14 protein-coding genes are annotated in these 17,139 nt (G+C 41.0%); 4 read left to right on the top strand and 10 right to left on the bottom strand.

All coding sequences use genetic code 11. The features are described 5' to 3' along the window. The coding region (locus tag Q1W14_RS18515; protein WP_300704148.1) for an AAA family ATPase at window positions 1-908 on the bottom strand (908 nt) is incomplete at its 3' end. 556 nt (window positions 909-1,464) lie between these two features. On the opposite strand from Q1W14_RS18515, the gene Q1W14_RS18510 reads away from it, so the two are divergent. Further along, a complete protein-coding gene (locus Q1W14_RS18510) occupies window positions 1,465-1,617 on the top strand; it encodes an Arm DNA-binding domain-containing protein (RefSeq protein WP_300704146.1) in 153 nt (50 codons plus the stop codon). Between the two features lie 203 nt (window positions 1,618-1,820). Further along, entirely contained in the window at window positions 1,821-2,702 is an 882-nt protein-coding gene (locus Q1W14_RS18505; protein ID WP_300704144.1) for a flagellar motor protein MotB, read from the top strand. A gap of 2 nt (window positions 2,703-2,704) precedes the next feature. On the opposite strand, the gene Q1W14_RS18500 is transcribed toward Q1W14_RS18505, so the two are convergent. From Q1W14_RS18500 to Q1W14_RS18475, 6 genes are read right to left on the bottom strand one after another with little or no spacing between them, the layout of a single operon-like run. Continuing rightward, complete coding sequence (locus tag Q1W14_RS18500; RefSeq protein ID WP_300704142.1) at window positions 2,705-3,868, bottom strand: MalY/PatB family protein; 1,164 nt, start codon at window positions 3,866-3,868, stop codon at window positions 2,705-2,707. 3 nt (window positions 3,869-3,871) lie between these two features. Further along, on the bottom strand, window positions 3,872-5,305 hold the full coding sequence (locus tag Q1W14_RS18495; RefSeq protein WP_300704140.1) for an MATE family efflux transporter: 1,434 nt from the start codon (window positions 5,303-5,305) through the stop codon (window positions 3,872-3,874). Window positions 5,306-5,324: 19 nt separating this feature from the next. Further along, entirely contained in the window at window positions 5,325-6,191 is an 867-nt protein-coding gene (locus tag Q1W14_RS18490; protein WP_300704138.1) for a DUF3737 family protein, read from the bottom strand. Between the two features lie 2 nt (window positions 6,192-6,193). Then, window positions 6,194-6,679, bottom strand: coding sequence for a cyclophilin-like fold protein (locus Q1W14_RS18485; protein WP_300704136.1), 486 nt, complete (start codon window positions 6,677-6,679; stop codon window positions 6,194-6,196). Between the two features lie 60 nt (window positions 6,680-6,739). Continuing rightward, the gene (locus Q1W14_RS18480; RefSeq protein WP_300704156.1) at window positions 6,740-7,552 is read right to left on the bottom strand and encodes a carboxymuconolactone decarboxylase family protein; all 813 of its coding nucleotides are present in this window, start codon (window positions 7,550-7,552) and stop codon (window positions 6,740-6,742) included. Between the two features lie 11 nt (window positions 7,553-7,563). Beyond that, window positions 7,564-8,118, bottom strand: coding sequence for an antibiotic biosynthesis monooxygenase family protein (locus tag Q1W14_RS18475; protein ID WP_366945768.1), 555 nt, complete (start codon window positions 8,116-8,118; stop codon window positions 7,564-7,566). A 922-nt stretch (window positions 8,119-9,040) separates the two neighbouring features. On the opposite strand from Q1W14_RS18475, the gene Q1W14_RS18470 reads away from it, so the two are divergent. Both Q1W14_RS18470 and Q1W14_RS18465 read left to right on the top strand, forming a co-directional pair. Beyond that, window positions 9,041-10,129, top strand: a complete 1,089-nt coding sequence (locus Q1W14_RS18470) for an acyltransferase (protein WP_300704134.1) — start codon at window positions 9,041-9,043, stop codon at window positions 10,127-10,129. Window positions 10,130-10,353: 224 nt separating this feature from the next. After that, window positions 10,354-11,556 (top strand): MFS transporter, encoded by a 1,203-nt coding sequence (locus tag Q1W14_RS18465; RefSeq protein ID WP_300704132.1) that lies wholly within the window; start codon window positions 10,354-10,356, stop codon window positions 11,554-11,556. Window positions 11,557-11,602: 46 nt separating this feature from the next. Here the strand turns inward: Q1W14_RS18465 and Q1W14_RS18460 are convergent, their stop codons facing one another. From Q1W14_RS18460 to Q1W14_RS18450, 3 genes are all read right to left on the bottom strand, one after another. Continuing rightward, on the bottom strand, window positions 11,603-12,796 hold the full coding sequence (locus Q1W14_RS18460) for an MFS transporter (RefSeq protein WP_300704130.1): 1,194 nt from the start codon (window positions 12,794-12,796) through the stop codon (window positions 11,603-11,605). 419 nt (window positions 12,797-13,215) lie between these two features. Next, the gene (locus tag Q1W14_RS18455) at window positions 13,216-14,700 is read right to left on the bottom strand and encodes a DUF3943 domain-containing protein (RefSeq protein WP_300704128.1); all 1,485 of its coding nucleotides are present in this window, start codon (window positions 14,698-14,700) and stop codon (window positions 13,216-13,218) included. Window positions 14,701-14,854: 154 nt separating this feature from the next. Continuing rightward, a complete protein-coding gene (locus Q1W14_RS18450; protein ID WP_300704126.1) occupies window positions 14,855-17,083 on the bottom strand; it encodes an alpha-galactosidase in 2,229 nt (742 codons plus the stop codon). Window positions 17,084-17,139: the final 56 nt, after the last annotated feature.

Raw genomic sequence — 17,139 nt, 5'->3', positions numbered from 1 at the left:
CTATTCTTGTGTACAGTCATTTGCTTGTATATTTTAGTTTGCCCCTCTTTATCCGTTTCGAAGAAATATACAGATTGTTGATCAGAAGAAGCAACACAGCAGTTTTCATCCGGTTTAGCTTCTGATAGTATTTGTGATATTAGCTTTTTGGGTAAATCTGTTTCTTCCTTATTAGTCGCTACTTTTTTAAGGTCAGAAATGCCAGTATTAAAGAAATGCAATAATTTTTTGGTCACATTTGAAAACTCATCATCTTTTTCCAGTCGAAAGGACAAACCACGAAAACGAGTTTCTGGAAAAATAATCTTTAAATTATCATCAAACCAATTATAAACATTACTGATCGCAATTATACCTTTTCCATTTCTTTTATGGTATTCGGATAAAAAACTTTTATCTATAGGTGTTCCCTCTGATAAAAATTTCACAAATTGCTTAGATTCTTCATTCCCTTCAATCTCTCCAAAGGAGTAATTAGCATAATCTATCTCTTGTATACGCTCAAATATTTTTTTCTTTGTCCTGCTACTAATTTGATACAACCATTCCTTCTTAATACCCTTGATATTAAATATTACTCCATACGAGTAATACGAAGAGTCTGCCTTAATCTCAATTTCCAATTTAGAATCCACTCTCTTTTCTGGTGCAAGCTTAAATACATCCCAGTTATTTTTAGGAAATCTTCCTAATGCGATATTTTTCAAAAGATTCACACAACGAATCATATTAGATTTGCCAGAAGCATTAGCTCCATAAATAATAGATGATCTCAGAACAGATATATCATCTCTTTTTTCCGCTCTATATACATGCGCCGGAAGAGATGTACCTTTTCCTGCAATGAAACTAATTTCGGTTTCATAATTGAAAGATAGTATATTTTCAAATTTTGCTCTCAGTATCATAATTGTCTTTATTTTCAATTTCTATGCAAACATACGACATAAAACACAAATAAACAATATTTTTCGTCTTTATTTTAAAAAAAATCGTCAACAACTGATATTTAGATATGGGATTTATTGAAAAAGATAGAAGGATACAAGGTGGCTGTATAATACTTAAAAATATATGTGCTTTCAATATTTTGTTCCAAGAGTACTTAAATGGCGAACAAAAGTATGAGAAATTACTATAATAAAAACACCCTTATCAGCACTAACAATTATATAAAACAAGTTTCTATTTTTGCAGATTCAAAAATAAAGAATTATCTTTGTTTCAGTATTCTCCATGAGCAAACTACCGCAAAAGCACGTTGCAAATTAGTGGGATAAATCATGGGATATGCTTGAAGCTAAAAATATAAAGTTTTAAATATTAGCGTGGTAACTCTGAAAGGAGAATCCCAGGCGGATCACTTGAAAATCAAGCAGTTATCTAACAGATAGCTGCTTTTTTCGTTCAAACACTACGGTTTTCCACTTCTGATGTAAACCAAGATGTAAACCGGAAATTCGTATGAGCGAAACAATTAACGTACTGTGTTACAGATCAAAAGCTCTTAGTAATGGCGAACATCCGCTAATGGTTTGCGTCTGCAAAGATGGCAAACGAAAATATCAAAGTCTGGGCATATCCATAAAAGCGGAACAATGGGACTTCAAAAAATAATATGCCAAAAACGAAATGTCCCAATTGGGAAAGAACAGAAATAAATGAAACAAGTTACTACTCAATCTATTCACACATCTGATTGTTAAGTTGATTTTATGTCATTGGATATTTCAAATTAGTATGTTTGCTTACTAAACTTTTTTTCTCCAGAAGTGTTATTAAAACATTGATAAAGAGTTAGTAATTTAAATAGCAGGATAATGAAAAAGTTCTTTCGACCGTTGTTAGTGCTGGCAGCCTGTGTAGCGCTAACGAGTTGTGTAAGCCAGAAGCAGTTTAAGACATTGAAAACGGACTATACGCAATTGCAGGCAGATTATCAAGAAAGTAAATTGCAGTTAAGGGAGAGCAATACACGTATAACTAGCCTTGAAGAAAGACTAGCCGAAGCGCAACGACATAATAATGAACTGCGCACGAACCTGACCGAAATGCAGAGCGTACTGAACAAAAGTATTGCACAAAGTTCACAGGGAAACATGAATATGGGCAAGCTGATAGATGAAATCAATACATCGAACCGTTTCATCCAACATCTTATTAAGGAAAAGAACAAAGCCGATTCTCTGAATCTCGTATTAGTGAACAATCTAACCCGTTCGCTGACACGTGACGAAATGCGTGATCTGGACATTAAAGTTTTAAAAGGCGTTGTATATATTTCACTAGCAGACAATATGCTCTATAAGTCGGGAAGTTATGAAATCAGTAGTAAGGCAGGTGACGTGCTCGGTAAGATTGCCAAAATTATTCAGGACTATAAGGATTATGACGTTCTGGTAGAAGGAAATACAGATACCGATCCAATCTCCCGTACCAATATACGCAACAACTGGGACTTAAGTGCATTGCGTGCTTCATCCGTCGTTCAGGCATTGCAGAATACATACGGCATAAACCCTAAACGCCTAACCGCTGGCGGACGAGGTGAATATAATCCTGTTGCCAGTAATGATACAGCCGAAGGAAAGGCACGTAACCGACGGACTGAGATTATTATTACTCCGAAACTGGATCAGTTTATGGATTTAATAGATCAAGCTCCGAATACCTCTTCGGTGAAGACAACCGAAATTGAGTAACTTTAACTACATTCCAACGCATGTAATATCCGTTCCAGTCCGTCGGTGAGCATTGCCTGAGGACAGGCAATGTTCAGCCGGATGAACCCTTCTCCACCGGGACCGTACATCGTACCTGAATTGACCATCAGCCGCTGTTTCTCTTGCAAACGCTGAGCCATGTCATCCGAACCAATTCCGGATGCACGGCAGTCAATCCAGACCAAATAAGTCCCTTCGAGTGGTAGTACAGGATATTGCGACAAGCGCTCTTCGAAAAAGCGACAAAGGTATTTATAATTCTCCCACAAATATTTCCGCAGGGCATCAAGCCATTCCCCGCTTTCGTTATAAGCGGCTATCGTAGCTATTACACCGAATGGATTGACATCGCATACCTCATTGATATTGATGGTTCGGTCGATGCGACGACGCACCTCCTCGTCGGCTGCAATGATATTGGCAATTTGCAGACCAGCCAGATTGAAAGCCTTGCTCGGAGAAACGCAGGTTACGGAATTCATCAGAAAGTGTTCGGACAAGGAGGCAAAGGGTGTATAGTTATGCCCATCATAGGTCAGCTCACAATGAATCTCATCCGCCACAACAAATACTCTATTCCGCAAACAGATATTCCCGATACGCCGTAGTTCTTCCAGCGTCCAGACCCGTCCGACCGGATTATGGGGATTGCATAGCAGTAGGATTTTCGCTTTCGGATCGGCAGCTTTTGCTTCAAGGTCTTCAAAATCTACCGTATAGCGACCGTCCCGATAAATGAGGTTATTGGCAGACAACTCACATCCATCGTTACGAATTGATGAATAGAAACAATTGTATGCCGGGGTCTGGACGATTACCTTGTCTCCCGGCGTGGTCAGAGCTTTGATGACTGCCGACAGAGCCGGTACGACACCGCTCGTATAGATAATCCAGCGGGGATCAATCTGCCAGTGGTGACGGTTTCCGAACCATTGCACAACAGCATCGTAATAAGATTCGGGCACCTTGGTATACCCGAAAATACCGTGCGCCACCCGCTTTTGCAAAGCTTCGATAATGGCGGGAGCGGTACGGAAATCCATATCCGCTACCCACATAGGCAGTATATCCTTCTCCTCGGGAGTATCCCATTTGTAAGAGTTCGTCCCGCGACGCGGGATAATTGTATCGAAATCGTATTTCATAACTTATCTTTTTACTCGTAATTTATAAATCCAATTACCATTCCAAAACCTGACAAGAAATATCACTCCTCGAAAGCAAAGTTCGATGCACATGGCAAGCCATACACCACGCAATCCCATCATAGGAGCTAGCCATGCCGCCAACGTCAGCCGGACACTCCAGATGCTTCCGAAGTTCATCAGACTCGGTACAAACGTATTGCCACTTCCTACAAACACGCCGTATGCCACGATAGAAGCTGCAAACATCGGTTCAGCGAAAGCTTCTATCCGCAGGATCTCAATCCCCAATGTCCGTATTTCCTCTACGGGAGTCATCACTCCGATGATTTGGGGAGCTGCTACATACATCAACGTCCCCATGATTCCCATAATCAACATTCCTGACCAGACGGTGATATTGGCGAAACGCTTGAGCAATCGGATGCGGTTTGCTCCGAGACATTGTCCTACTAATGTCGTAGCTGCTTCCGATATACCATAACCGGGCATGTAACAGAGGCTTTCAGCTATGATAGCAAACGAGTTAGCGGCAATAGCAACAACACCAAGAGGCGCAACAATAACCGTCGTTATAATTTGTGCTCCACAAATGGCGATATGTTCGAACCCCATAGGCAAAGATATGCATACAGCCTTCCGCAACATTTCTTTCCGGGGTAGGAAACTTCCCCGCTCACCGAACAGCCTCAGTATGGGCGAATGGAGGCAGAGATACCACACCATCGCTCCGGCAGTTATCAGTTCGGCAAATACCGTTCCCAATATCGCACCTTCCACGCCCAGACCTGCACCGGGGACAATGAAGCTGAAATCCAACAGTTCCATCCGTCGCGTCGGGAAAATCAGAAAGAAGTTGAATACCACGTCCAAGAGACACATTAGCACGTTTAGCATACTTGGCACACGCATATTTCCGCTACATCGCAACATTCCACCGGCCAGGAAGTTCAACTGCAAGGCTGGCAGAAAGAACGAAAACATACGAAAATAGAGAGACGAATTGCTCCTTATAGCCTCATCGCCACCCAACCATTCAGGAAGCATACTACTAATAGAAACACCGATAATCGCCAACAACGAACTGAAAACTAACGTAGCCGTAATCGATTGGCGGAGTATTCTTTTTGCTCCTGCGAAGTCTCCGCCCCCAATCCGATGCGCTACCTGAACAGAAAACCCCGTTGCTGCCGCTGCACACAATCCCCAGAACAGCCATGTCGTAGTCGATACCAATCCGATGGAGGCCGCAGCATTTGCACCTAAACTGCCCACCATCGAGGCATCGATATACTGCATGGCGATGGAGGACACCTGTGCCATGATGGCCGGGATACTGAGGTATGCAGTCAAGCGTAACTGCTGCCTCAATGTCATCTCTCCCCCACCCCGGATAAGTGATAACAAATAATCGGTCTTCTCCTTTTCTGTTCCCATCAGGCCATTTGGAAGTTCGTTAATCGGTGAAACAAGTTTTCTCGTCCCAGAGTCTCAACTCACAATCGGCAGGAGCCTTGATATTCTCGTCGAGGATAATCTCTCCGTAGCTCGCGGCCGTAATACTCCCGCTAAGGGGATTCTTCACACTATGTACAGGGCTGTTGATAGTAGCTTGCAGGGTGCTGTACTCAAATGCGAGGTCGCAGTCATCGGCAAATGTGCAGTTCTCCAATACGAGGTTTTCTGCGTAACACAAAGGTTGTGTGCCAGAAATCTTACAGTTCACTAGGCGTAGATTACGCGAGTGCCAGCCCAAGTATTCACCGTTCAACTCCGAGTCATAAACTGTCACATTCTCCGTCTCCCACAAAGCATCTTTCGTAGTGATTTTCGCATGATGCAGCTCCAAATTCTTCACGTATTGGAACACATATTTGCTGTCGCTTTCCAGCCCGTCGATAAATAGGTCGTTGCAGAACATGAATGGGTAAGTACCTCCATGCAGTTTCAGATTCTTTATTTTCAATCGGTTGCAACGCCAGAATACCTCGTCAGCATCGTTCATTTCCACATTCTCTATTTCGATGTCATTCATCTCACGGAACATCTTGGGAGCATCAATCCGCGTGTCGATCATTTTCAGGTTGTCGGAATACCACAAAGCGGAACGTCCGCCAACATCAAAAAAACAACGGTTGATGACAAAACCGTGAACATGCCAAAAGGGATAGTTTCCCTCAAACCGGCAATCTATGGCTTCGATGTTACTGCACTCCTTAATAGCCGACTCTCCGGCACGAATAATTACGTTCTCTAACCGGAGATCGTGTGATCCGAACAAAGGTCGTTCACCTCCGAATTCTGTATTTGATATTACTTTCATACTCATTTTATTATTATTGATTTGATGAACTTTACTGGCACATTTCCAGCTATATTCAAAGCCTCTATGCCGTTGCCGTCGATACGGCCTATCTTTATCAGGTCGTTACTATACGACCAACTCTTGCAAAAAATCGCTACGTTACCCCATGGTGCATAGATAGTAATGTCTCCGGGCGTGGGAGCGCAACCACGGGTAACGCCTTTGGTCGTCAGGGCTGGAGAAGTATAGAATATTTTCTCTGTAATGTTATTGTAATCGTTCAATGTAACCTCCAACGGCAGGCGCAAGAGGAAATCCCGTGCCGCAGCATTGTCCTCCATCGTGGCGGTAATCGTGCGGTCACCAACCATAATGTTCACGTTCAATGAAGAGTTCTCAGGTGTTTCGGGTTGTTCAGGGGTAAACGGTTCCTCACAGGTTCCACTGCAGGCTTCCATCGATAATACGGTCAGCAGCATTTTAGGAATCAATAGTAGCTTTTTCATATTCATTTATTATTCGAATTTATAATTATAGTTTCAGCTGGTATGAGCTGCATTTACTGGTTACAGTTTATCATATTCTTCATCCGTCACAGGTTCGAGCCACTCGTTGGAAGTATTCTCGCCAAGAAGCTCAAAAGCTAGATGAGCGAACCAACTGTCAGCGGTAGCACCATGCCAATGTTTCACATTTGCCGGGATATGAATCACCGTGCCGGGCAGAATCTCTACTGCTGATTTCCCCTCCTCCTGATACCAGCCGCGACCGGCTACACCAATCAGCATCTGCCCACCGCCATTGGTTGATCGATGGATATGCCAGTTATTGCGGCAACGAGGCTCAAAAGTGACATTGGAGATGTTCACTTGTTCTTGCGATATCGGAGCGAGGTAACTGTTACCGATAAAATACTGTGCATATGCTGCATTGGGCTCGCCGATGGGGAAAATCATCTCACGTTGGAAAGCAGCTTTGGCGTCTTCACCTGTTGCATCTTCAGTCCATACGCCTTTTGCCAGATTGAATGCAGCCCACGCTTTAGGCCAACCGGCATAGAAACTTATATGGGTGATAATCTCGGCAATCTCCGTGCGGGTGATGCCATTTTTCTTCGCTGACTGAAGATGATAAACGAGCGAATTGTCCGTGATACCCTGACTGATAAGCGAGGTAATCGTTACCAAACTGCGATCTCGCAAGCCGAGCTTGTCGGTTCGGATCCATACTTCACCAAAGAGGACGTCATCGTTAAGTTCTGCAAATTTGGGGGCGAACTCTCCTAACTGGTCTCGCCCTGCTGTCTGTACTATCTTTTCTTGTGCCATAACATTGAGTGTTAAAATACTGAATACTGAAAATAAAAGGAGTTTATTCAAAATCATTGTGTTCATTGTATAAAGTTATTAATTCGATTAGCAGGATTAAGTGGCATTTGATCGGAAAGTACAAGTGTTTTGACCATGTGTAGTGTTCCCAGCTTATACTTTTGAAAATGTACCGATGCGACATGCAATTCGTAAGCCTTTTGGTTTGCATAGGTTTCGAGAATGGTTACCATGCAAGGATTCTCTTTTTCGTGGACGGCATACATGGTCAACACCCCTGGTTCGGTACGCAGGGAAACTTCGCCTACTTCAATGGCATATTTCATATACTCGTCAAGATACTGCGGATAAACCTCAATTTTCGACAATCGCACAATACCGTCAGTTGCCATAGGCAATTTAGCGCACATGCCGTTTTGCTTATCTAAATGCAGACTTTTTCCGATCACCTCACCCGTTGTAAAATAAGAATAGGTCGGATTAAACACCAACAGATTCCTAACATTTTTCTTATTCAGTTCCGCTATATTGGGTTGTTCAACGTTTTCTTTTACAGTCGTGCTACCTGAGAGCATAACAAGTAGTAGCAATACACTCAAAATTGTTTTTACCATCATCTATTTTCATCGTTTAATTTCTGAGTGCAAATTTACGGCGATCAAATAAGTCGGGTTGTATACGATTTACGGATATTCATACCCAAATCCTCGATTCTGTATGAGAGCTGTATGTAATTAGCGTAAAGCTCAATGAAATTTAGTGAGTCCTTTTTTGTCAAGAGCAGATTTACGGAAGATTAACGGGCAGAAGTTTGCAGCCTCTCGTTTGTGTTATCGGAACACATCATGCGTTTACTCCGAACAGACCATCTGTTTACCTCAAACGCATCATCTGTTTGCCCAGAACGCACCATCCGTTTTGCCACACCTCAACGTCCGGAATGCCGGGGCTTTTCGCCAAAACCACAGAAGTTTTCAGAGCAAATGCCAGCCATTTCACCTGCTAAGGTGTGGCATTTGGGGAACTAAAGTGCGGCATTAGGGGAGCAAACATGCGGCATTTCAAACAAGAAAATGTGAGGGGAAAAAAGAAACGGAGAAGCAATGCCCCTCCGTTTATCCTAATTTAAAATTGAAGTATCTATAAATTCACTTTACAAATATACAACATCGCTAAGGCGATGTCAAGTGTTTCAGAGATTATTTTACGGTAAGTACATCATTATTGTATCTGTCATCCTATAAAGTGAATCAAAATGCATCACTCTTGCTCAAAAGAAAATAAAGTAAGATTATGGAAGAGGTTATAAAACTTGATGAATTAGTTAGGTAGAAAGTTTATAAGAATCAATATTTATAAATTTACCATTTCGGATTCTACTTCACATAACTGTTTGGTATTTCTATTTTTTTTCGTTTCTTTACCACCGCAAATTTAGGAGCATTCGGAAAATCTATGAGGTTTTCCACGATGAATGTACAAAAAGGACAAAACTGAAATTATATTACTATTATTAATTATAACCACAAAACACAAAAAATGAAACGCATTGTTTTTTTAGATTATGTACGTGTATTTGCATGTTTTCTCGTTATTGTTGTTCACGCTAGTGAAAATTTTTATGGTGCCCCCGGATCTACAGATATGGTGGGACCACAGTCTTACCTAGCCAACGAGGCCGACCGATTGTGGGTAGCCATATACGACGGTTTTTCACGTATGGCAGTACCCCTGTTCATGATTGTCTCCGCTTATCTTCTTGTGCCAATGAAGGAAGAACAGACCACATGGCAATTCTACCGCCAACGCTTCACCCGCATCCTGCCACCGTTTTTCATATTTATGATATTATATAGTACTCTACCTATGGTGTGGGGGCAAATAAACGGAGAAACATCATTAAAGGATTTATCGCGAATATTCCTGAACTTCCCCACGCTGGCCGGACACTTATGGTTCATGTATCCCCTGATCAGTCTCTACCTTTTTATACCGATGATATCGCCATGGCTGAACAAAGCCACAGCAAAAGAAGAACGTTTTTTCATTGGACTATTTCTGTTTTCAACCTGTATGCCTTTCCTCAATAGATGGGCAGGTGAAATATGGGGACAATGTTTCTGGAACGAATATCATATGTTGTGGTACTTTTCCGGCTACCTAGGATACCTTGTACTAGCACATTACATTCGTGTGCACCTTACGTGGAACCGTTCTACACGTCTGATTACAGGAACCGTATTAATGATCGTCGGGGCTATACTGACTATCTATTCGTTCTATGTTCAGGCTATACCCGGAGAAATCCTTGCCACCCCTGTAATAGAAATAGGATGGGCATTCTGCACCATCAATTGTGTGATGCTTACAGCAGGTACATTCTTAATGTTCTCATGCATCAATCGCTCTAATCCTCCTAAACTCATAACAGAATTGTCGAAGTTGAGCTATGGTATATACCTTATGCACATATTCTGGTTGGGACTTTGGGTTACTATATTCAAGGAAACGCTGGAACTGCCCACCGTTGCTGCTATCCCATGCATTGCAGTGAGTACATTCGTCTGTTGCTTCGTAACTACCAAAATTATCTCGTATATACCAGGTAGTAAATGGATAATAGGATAGATATCCGCAACAGAAACAACGAATAAAAATAATGCCGGCGAAAAGAGAAACACAACCTCTCTTTTCGCCGGCATCATTTTTATTCATTCGCACAGATACATAAATACCGATAGTTCTTCCTATGCGACGTGAACAAGTCCATCCTGCCAATTGTTTTTCCGCCAAATGTACTATATGAGAATATAGCCCAAGACTTACTTACTGTTAACTAATAATTACGCGTTATGAATATCAAAACAGGAAAAGGCTTGATGCCTCTGATTTCGTTGATTGCCATTTTATCAGTCTCTCTACTTGTGAATTTGCCAGGATTGGCGATAAGTCCTGTATTAGCTAATCTGGACAAGATTTTCCCTGGTACTTCACAACTTTCCATTCAGATGCTGACTATTCTTCCAAATCTATTTATCATCCCATTTGTATTGCTTTCGGGACAAATAGCCTCATCATCCAGTAAATCAGTGATACTGTTATGGGGATTGGGCTTCTATCTTGCCAGTGGAATCATGTATCTCTTTACTACGGCTATGTGGCAACTAATTGCAGTGAGTTGTCTGCTGGGTGTGGGTTGCGGACTATTAATACCTCTTGCAGCAAGTCTGATTACCGACAATTTCGACGGGAAAGCACGAATGCAGATGCTGGGTATCAAATCAGGAGTTGCCAACCTTGCTCTTATCATGGCTACTTTAATAGTCGGTTGGCTTGGCAATGGCAACTGGCACCTTCCATTCGTTGTATATCTATTGCCCATAATACCTTTGGCTTTATTCGGTTATATTCGTTCTTATGCAAATCTTCCGGTACCCGTTACGAAACAGACAGAAAGTGGTAAGGGATTTATCATTCCCCGAATGGTATCGATCATATTCCTCTATTTTGGTATCACATTTTTCGTAGTGGCACTTTCTTATTATCTGCCATTCCTTTTAGCAAAACACGGAATTGATGCATCGAAAGTAGGAACCATCACAGCTATCTTCTTCTTTGCAGTATTCTTACCCGGATTCATTTTACCGCTTATCGTAAAGGTCTGCCGTCATTACACAGTCTTCTTAGCAATGCTTTCGATTGCAGTAGGGTTAGGATTGCTGTGCGTAGGATACACAATGCCTTTACTCTGCATTGGAGCATTTCTAATGGGTTGGGGATATGGAATAATCCAACCTACTATTTACGATAAGGCAACCCGTGCTGTAAATACTCCGGCTAAAAACACCATGGCACTTGCCATTATTCTTGCAACGAATTATGTCGCAATCACCATCGCACCGTTTATTATCGATAGCATACGAGATATAATCGGTTCGAAAAGTGATTTGTTCCCATTCCAACTGAATGTGGTACTTGCAGTTGTATATTGCATCTTCATACTGATCCGTCGCAAATCTTTTGCCTTCGATACTAACCAAGATTACCTGAAGTAATTTGAAAAAGGAACATTAACCGCATAATATCCATCGTCTTATGCGGTTAATGTCCAAAATAACGCATTTTCCAAAGAAATAAAGAAATGAAAACAATAATAATGCCATTGCTTAATAACATCCATTGTATCCGAATAATATCTGCTAAAGGTCCAAAGACAACCATTCCCAAAGGTAAAACGCAAGACGTAGCAATTTGCATATAACTAAAAATGCGTCCATACATTTCAGGAGAAACTCTTTCTTGAATTGTTACGGTAATCGGAGTATTATAGCAAGGAGCAGTAATACCTATAATCATATTACATATAAGATAAAGAACAAATTCCGGAATCATGCCTAATCCTATCATCAGTAATCCATAAGCAGCTCCTGCCAACATCCAAGTATACATCTTATTTTTAAATCCTCCACATGAAGTAATCAATAAACCACCCAAGACCATCCCCAGACTATAGGTCATTTCACTTGCAGTTAACCTCCAAACTTCTGTTCCAAAGGTTCGATTAACTAAGAGTGGAGTCAAAAAGGCAGAAGGACTTAACAAAAACAGAATGATAATCTGATAAAATAGAAGTCGTTTGATAAATTCATTCTTCCTCAAATAGAAATATCCCTTTTTAATCTCTTCAAGACTCGAAGACATCTTAAGTCCTTTCTTCTCGTAGGGTTGCACGCAAACTGTGGACGTCACGCCTACCCCTATGATAGCAGTGATCACATCTATAAACAAAGTAGTCTCTAAAGTTGATAACGATAGAATCGCCCCACTAATAACCGGAGATAAAAACAACATAATGGAAGTCAATGTACTGTATATACCATTTATCTTCATCAATTGTTCTTTAGGAACAATTTGTGGAATAATCGCATTGACTGCCGGAGTTTGAATTCCTGTTCCGGCTGAACGGATTACTAACACAACAAATAAAAGCCAAGTATATTTATGCCCCACTAAAAATGCAATAGCCAAAAGCAGGGTCGATACCGCAATTACAGAATCGGAAAGCATAATCAACTTCTTACGGTCATATCTATCAATCCATACACCTGCAAAGAGAGAGATGAAAATCTGTGGTAAAAAACCGCATAAAGTTGATATTGCCAACATCACCCCGGATGATGTAGAAAGAGTGATATACCAAATAATAGCATATTGAACAATGGCTGATCCTAACAGTGAAACTGTTTGTGCAAATAAAAAACGAGTTATAGAACTTTTCCAATTTAACTTTTCCATATAAAAACTTCTTTAAAATAATAACAAATAAAAAGGCTGAATGCAAAACAATGCACCCAGCCTTTTAACTATATATCTTAACATCCAATCGGAGAAATGGGTACGCATAACCAATCATACACATTCTGCATGATTCTTTCGTACTGCATTTCCCGACGAAGTAAAAGTGTTTATACTTTCAAATTAGGCTCTGCACAATGTTTCATCGGCATCATTTGTACAGAGCTGATTCGCCTTCTCATTTTATCTACAACCGTTCGCTTCATAAAATTATTCTTTATCTCCCATTTTGTCTTTGATAAATGTATCTTTGACAAAACATAATTGGTGCGAAAATACAAAAAATATAATAATATCACCTTTTTGTTTGGGAACTTTAATCTTTCACTCTATTTGCCCGTATGTTCGTAATATCATCTTCAAAACTTATAAGTAAGCATGAGGCGTCCTTCCGATGAATTTGAGAAAACATTAGGAAAATACCGATACTTGGTATTTCGGGTATAATTCATAAAAGTACCTGTTAAGTACAACCGATCTTTCAATTTAATATCTGCACGTAACCCCACTGCATGAAGAATTGCTCTTGAACGATCTCCTTGTGCATTCAGTGTTTTGGCTTCTATTTCTCCCCAATCTTTTTCTGTCAAATATCCTTTCCAGGTAAACATGTGATATACATCATAAGTGGCTGTTATTGCAAATACATCTTTCCTATAAATAAAATCCGCTCCTAATTTAGTACTATATCCACTCGCCAGATTATAGATTCGTTTATCTACTTTATAATAGTCGCTAAGGGAGCCTCCCAAAAGTATGGCATTCAGATGAGCAAAAGCATCTATATCCCAACGTTTCAAGCCTTTATATTTGTAAATCAAGCCACCTCCAAAGGAAGCCGGAGTACAGAATTTATAAGGCGTTTTAGCTGAACTCACCGATATGGTATCAGAATCATAATAATCAAAATGCTGATAGAGTCCTAAGCTCAGATAATGTTTTTGTTTATCTAATAAATCTCTGACTGCTAAACGACCGATAATATTCAATTGCCCCAGAATCGGTTGGGATGCTTGAAAATTCAGATTTGCATTGATAGAGAAATAATCATAAGGTCTTGTATCTTCCGTCTCAAAACGATCTCCATAGGCAACCTTGATTTCTGTAGCAATTCCCATACCTTGGTCCAGAATTTGATCTTTCAGCTCAAGAGTCCGGATTCCCATCGAGATATCTACACTAACATCCGGTACTCCAAATTGCTTACCGGAAGTTGGCCGTTTTTTCCAGGCATCACCATTAATGATTCGGGTAAGTCCTCGCATTGGAGATACCAAAAATGCGGCAAACTCTAATCCAAAACGCGACCATCCACTTTTCCGATCATCTAGTATAAGGTCAGAAACTCTATAGGTAACTTCTCCTAATGCCATACCTCCGATGGGAGTCGCTATAATATCATTTGTGGAAGGATGTTCATTCTCCATAAACATCTCCCACATAAAACTTCCTCCAAAAGCAAACAGCCCGGACTGCCAGTAGTTATATCCGTTAGACCGGGCTGAATTATAATATAAACTTCCATGATATGGATGCATAAACATATTTGTCTCAAACGCATCATTATCCCAGACCAAACCATGCTTGAAATTTTCATTTATAGTGTGCATGTTTATGTGGGCATAATCAGCCTTCAGGATAAATCGGTCAAAAGTCCAAACTCCCATATTAAGTCCGAAGACCATTGTCCCTGCCCTTAATCCTCTCTTTTCTGTATAATGAGCTATATCAAGAGAATCAGCGATTCTGGGCTCAGCTACCCGGTATCTAATAGCGAGATGCTGAGGGAAAGCCAGATGTGTAGTTAACAGACAAATAAGCAGAAACAAAAGATACTTTTTCATATACGTTCAGGCAAAATTAGGTTTTATGTGTCGTCCTCTAAAAGCTATCGTTAAGCTAATTTTTACCCATATAAACGTATAAAAAAGATATTTTGTTTTAAACCATGAAATTCCGTATAGTTAGTGCATCAAGAGAGTTCTTAAATTACTCCCTTCACTTTACTTCTTCCAGATAGAGAACGCGACTTGAATAATCGTTTTGCTTATGGTAATCTACCCGATGATTATAAGGTATTTCAAGACCATTCGCCATCAGGTAGGCACCACTGAAAGTTTTTCCTTCAAAAGATAAAGGAACATTGTCAATACGATTGAGTTCGTGCACTTTGTATAGTTTGTCGGGACAAAGACCGGACATTTTCACAAGGGGTAGATGCTGGTTAACAAATTGTTCCATCTTCCACCAATAGAATACGGCTTTGTCTTTCTCGGGAGTAACATACATCAAAGAGGCAACACCTTGTTTGTCATACGGAGACTTCAAACGATAAATATCACCCAATTGCACAATTGGACGAATTGTTTTGTATTCAGAAATGGCAGTCTTACAGAGTGCTATTTCTTCATCCGTCATATTTTTGGGCTGAATTTCCATGCCCAAACGTCCGCTCATGGCTACATCGATACGATATTTCAAAGGAATAGTGCGGAAAGTTTGATGATTAGGAGCAGCACTGATATGTGATGCCATAGCAATGGCAGGGAAAAAATAAGAAGTCCCCCACTGCATATAAACACGTTGCAAGGCATCGGTATTGTCGCTTACCCAGAATTCATCAAAATAAGGCAATACACCATAGTTAGCACGACCCCCACCACTGGCACAGGCTTGAATGGTAAGGTCAGGGTATTTAGTGCGAATACGTTGGCATACTTTTTCGAAACCACGATGAAATTCGATGTACATGTGACTTTGGTTATCCTTTGTCAGATAGTTGGAGCCATGGTTTACAATAGACATATTGGCATCCCACTTGATGTAGTCTATTTCAGGATAAGAAGTCATCAGGTTATCTACCACACCAAAAACGAAGTCTTGCACGGCAGGATTGGCAAGATCGAGTACCACTTGCGTTCCTCCTCTGCCAAGAACCGGTTCTCTTTCGAGAGCTTTGATAATCCAGTCGGGATGCTTTTCATATAGTTCGCTGACGGTATTCGCCATTTCGGGTTCAATCCAGATACCGAATTTGATGTTATGCTTCTTGGCATCGTTCAATAAACCTTCGATTCCGTCAGGAAGCTTGTTCTTATCTACTACCCAATCGCCTAAAGAAGAACTGTCATTCTTGCGGGGATATTTATCGCCAAACCATCCGTCATCCATCACAAAGAGTTCGCCTCCCATAGAAGCAATGTCAGCCATCATTTGATCCATACCTTTTTGGTTGATGTCAAAATAAACACCTTCCCAGCTATTCAGCAAGATCTTACGGGGAGTAGTTCCATGCGCCAGTTTATGCAGTCGTGCCCAACGGTGAAAGTTACGGCTACTTCCACTCAAACCTTCATTGCTATAAGTCAGAGCAAGCGCAGGGGTACGGAAAAGTTCATCTTTCTTTAAAGAATAAGTGGAGTTCTCTTCATTGATACCGGCAAAAAAATGATGGTATTCATCGTCGTGAGTGTCGATACGCAACTTATAATTACCGCTGTAGCAGAGGGCGGCACCTATCACGTTGCCCGTATTCTCCTGAGGTTTACCATCGAGAGAAAACATAACCTCAGCATGGGAAGTATGCGAATTGCGTACGCCATCCTTATTCTTAATCACTTTCATTCCCGGAGTAAGCGGTTCCTGCGAAAGTTGCCCTTCATTTGCCCATGAACCATACAAATGAGATAACCATACATCTCCCCTACGAATAGGCAGATAAGCAGAAGCAAACTGATTAAGTATTACAGGCTTCTTTTCCTGATGCGAGATTTCAGTCCAACTCTCTATAACATCGGCATCCTGATAAGCCTTGTAGCAGACGTTGACTAAGAAAGGATAAATCTTGTCTTTCAGTTCTATTACGGTAAGTGTCGCATTGCCTTCTTCTTTAGTAGTCGATTTTATGACTTCCAGTTGCAACGTCATATTGCCATCGGCATGTTTCACGGCAAGAGCAGTTTCGGTAGGACAACTTAAACCGTACTCTGGGTAAGCAAGATCTATAGCTCCCAACGCTTGGGTCTGCCCGTCAACCGCATTAAAGTTTTGCAAATCTGCTTCAGTGAGTTTGCTTCCATAGTACATGTACTTCAGTTTTCCACCCTGAGGAGCAGACAACACTAAAGAAGTTTTAGGAGTAGAGACATACACGTTCTGTGCGCACAAGCTACCACCAGCCAGTATCAATACTCCTAGAAATAGATTCATTCGTTTCTTTACATTCATGTTTTTCTTTGTTTAGATTCTACTATTCATTAATCTGCTACAAAAATAAGAGAATC

Origin of the sequence: Bacteroides sp. (genome assembly GCF_030151085.1) — a bacterium.
GTDB lineage: Bacteria > Bacteroidota > Bacteroidia > Bacteroidales > Bacteroidaceae > Bacteroides.
Note: the sequence above shows the minus strand (reverse complement) of the source record. Positions and strands in the feature narration are given on the sequence as shown.

What these genes read in the sequence shown, in the direction of transcription:
- Q1W14_RS18505 (WP_300704144.1), top strand. Translation starts at nt 1,821, where the DNA reads ATGAAAAAGTTCTTTCGACCGTTGTTAGTGCTGGCAGCCTGTGTAGCG.
- Q1W14_RS18485 (WP_300704136.1), bottom strand. Translation starts at nt 6,679, where the DNA reads ATGAAAAAGCTACTATTGATTCCTAAAATGCTGCTGACCGTATTATCG.
- Q1W14_RS18450 (WP_300704126.1), bottom strand. Translation starts at nt 17,083, where the DNA reads ATGAATGTAAAGAAACGAATGAATCTATTTCTAGGAGTATTGATACTG.
- Q1W14_RS18470 (WP_300704134.1), top strand. Translation starts at nt 9,041, where the DNA reads ATGAAACGCATTGTTTTTTTAGATTATGTACGTGTATTTGCATGTTTT.
- Q1W14_RS18510 (WP_300704146.1), top strand. Translation starts at nt 1,465, where the DNA reads ATGAGCGAAACAATTAACGTACTGTGTTACAGATCAAAAGCTCTTAGT.
- Q1W14_RS18475 (WP_366945768.1), bottom strand. Translation starts at nt 8,118, where the DNA reads ATGATGGTAAAAACAATTTTGAGTGTATTGCTACTACTTGTTATGCTC.
- Q1W14_RS18465 (WP_300704132.1), top strand. Translation starts at nt 10,354, where the DNA reads ATGAATATCAAAACAGGAAAAGGCTTGATGCCTCTGATTTCGTTGATT.
- Q1W14_RS18490 (WP_300704138.1), bottom strand. Translation starts at nt 6,191, where the DNA reads ATGAAAGTAATATCAAATACAGAATTCGGAGGTGAACGACCTTTGTTC.
- Q1W14_RS18460 (WP_300704130.1), bottom strand. Translation starts at nt 12,796, where the DNA reads ATGGAAAAGTTAAATTGGAAAAGTTCTATAACTCGTTTTTTATTTGCA.
- Q1W14_RS18495 (WP_300704140.1), bottom strand. Translation starts at nt 5,305, where the DNA reads ATGGGAACAGAAAAGGAGAAGACCGATTATTTGTTATCACTTATCCGG.
- Q1W14_RS18455 (WP_300704128.1), bottom strand. Translation starts at nt 14,700, where the DNA reads ATGAAAAAGTATCTTTTGTTTCTGCTTATTTGTCTGTTAACTACACAT.
- Q1W14_RS18500 (WP_300704142.1), bottom strand. Translation starts at nt 3,868, where the DNA reads ATGAAATACGATTTCGATACAATTATCCCGCGTCGCGGGACGAACTCT.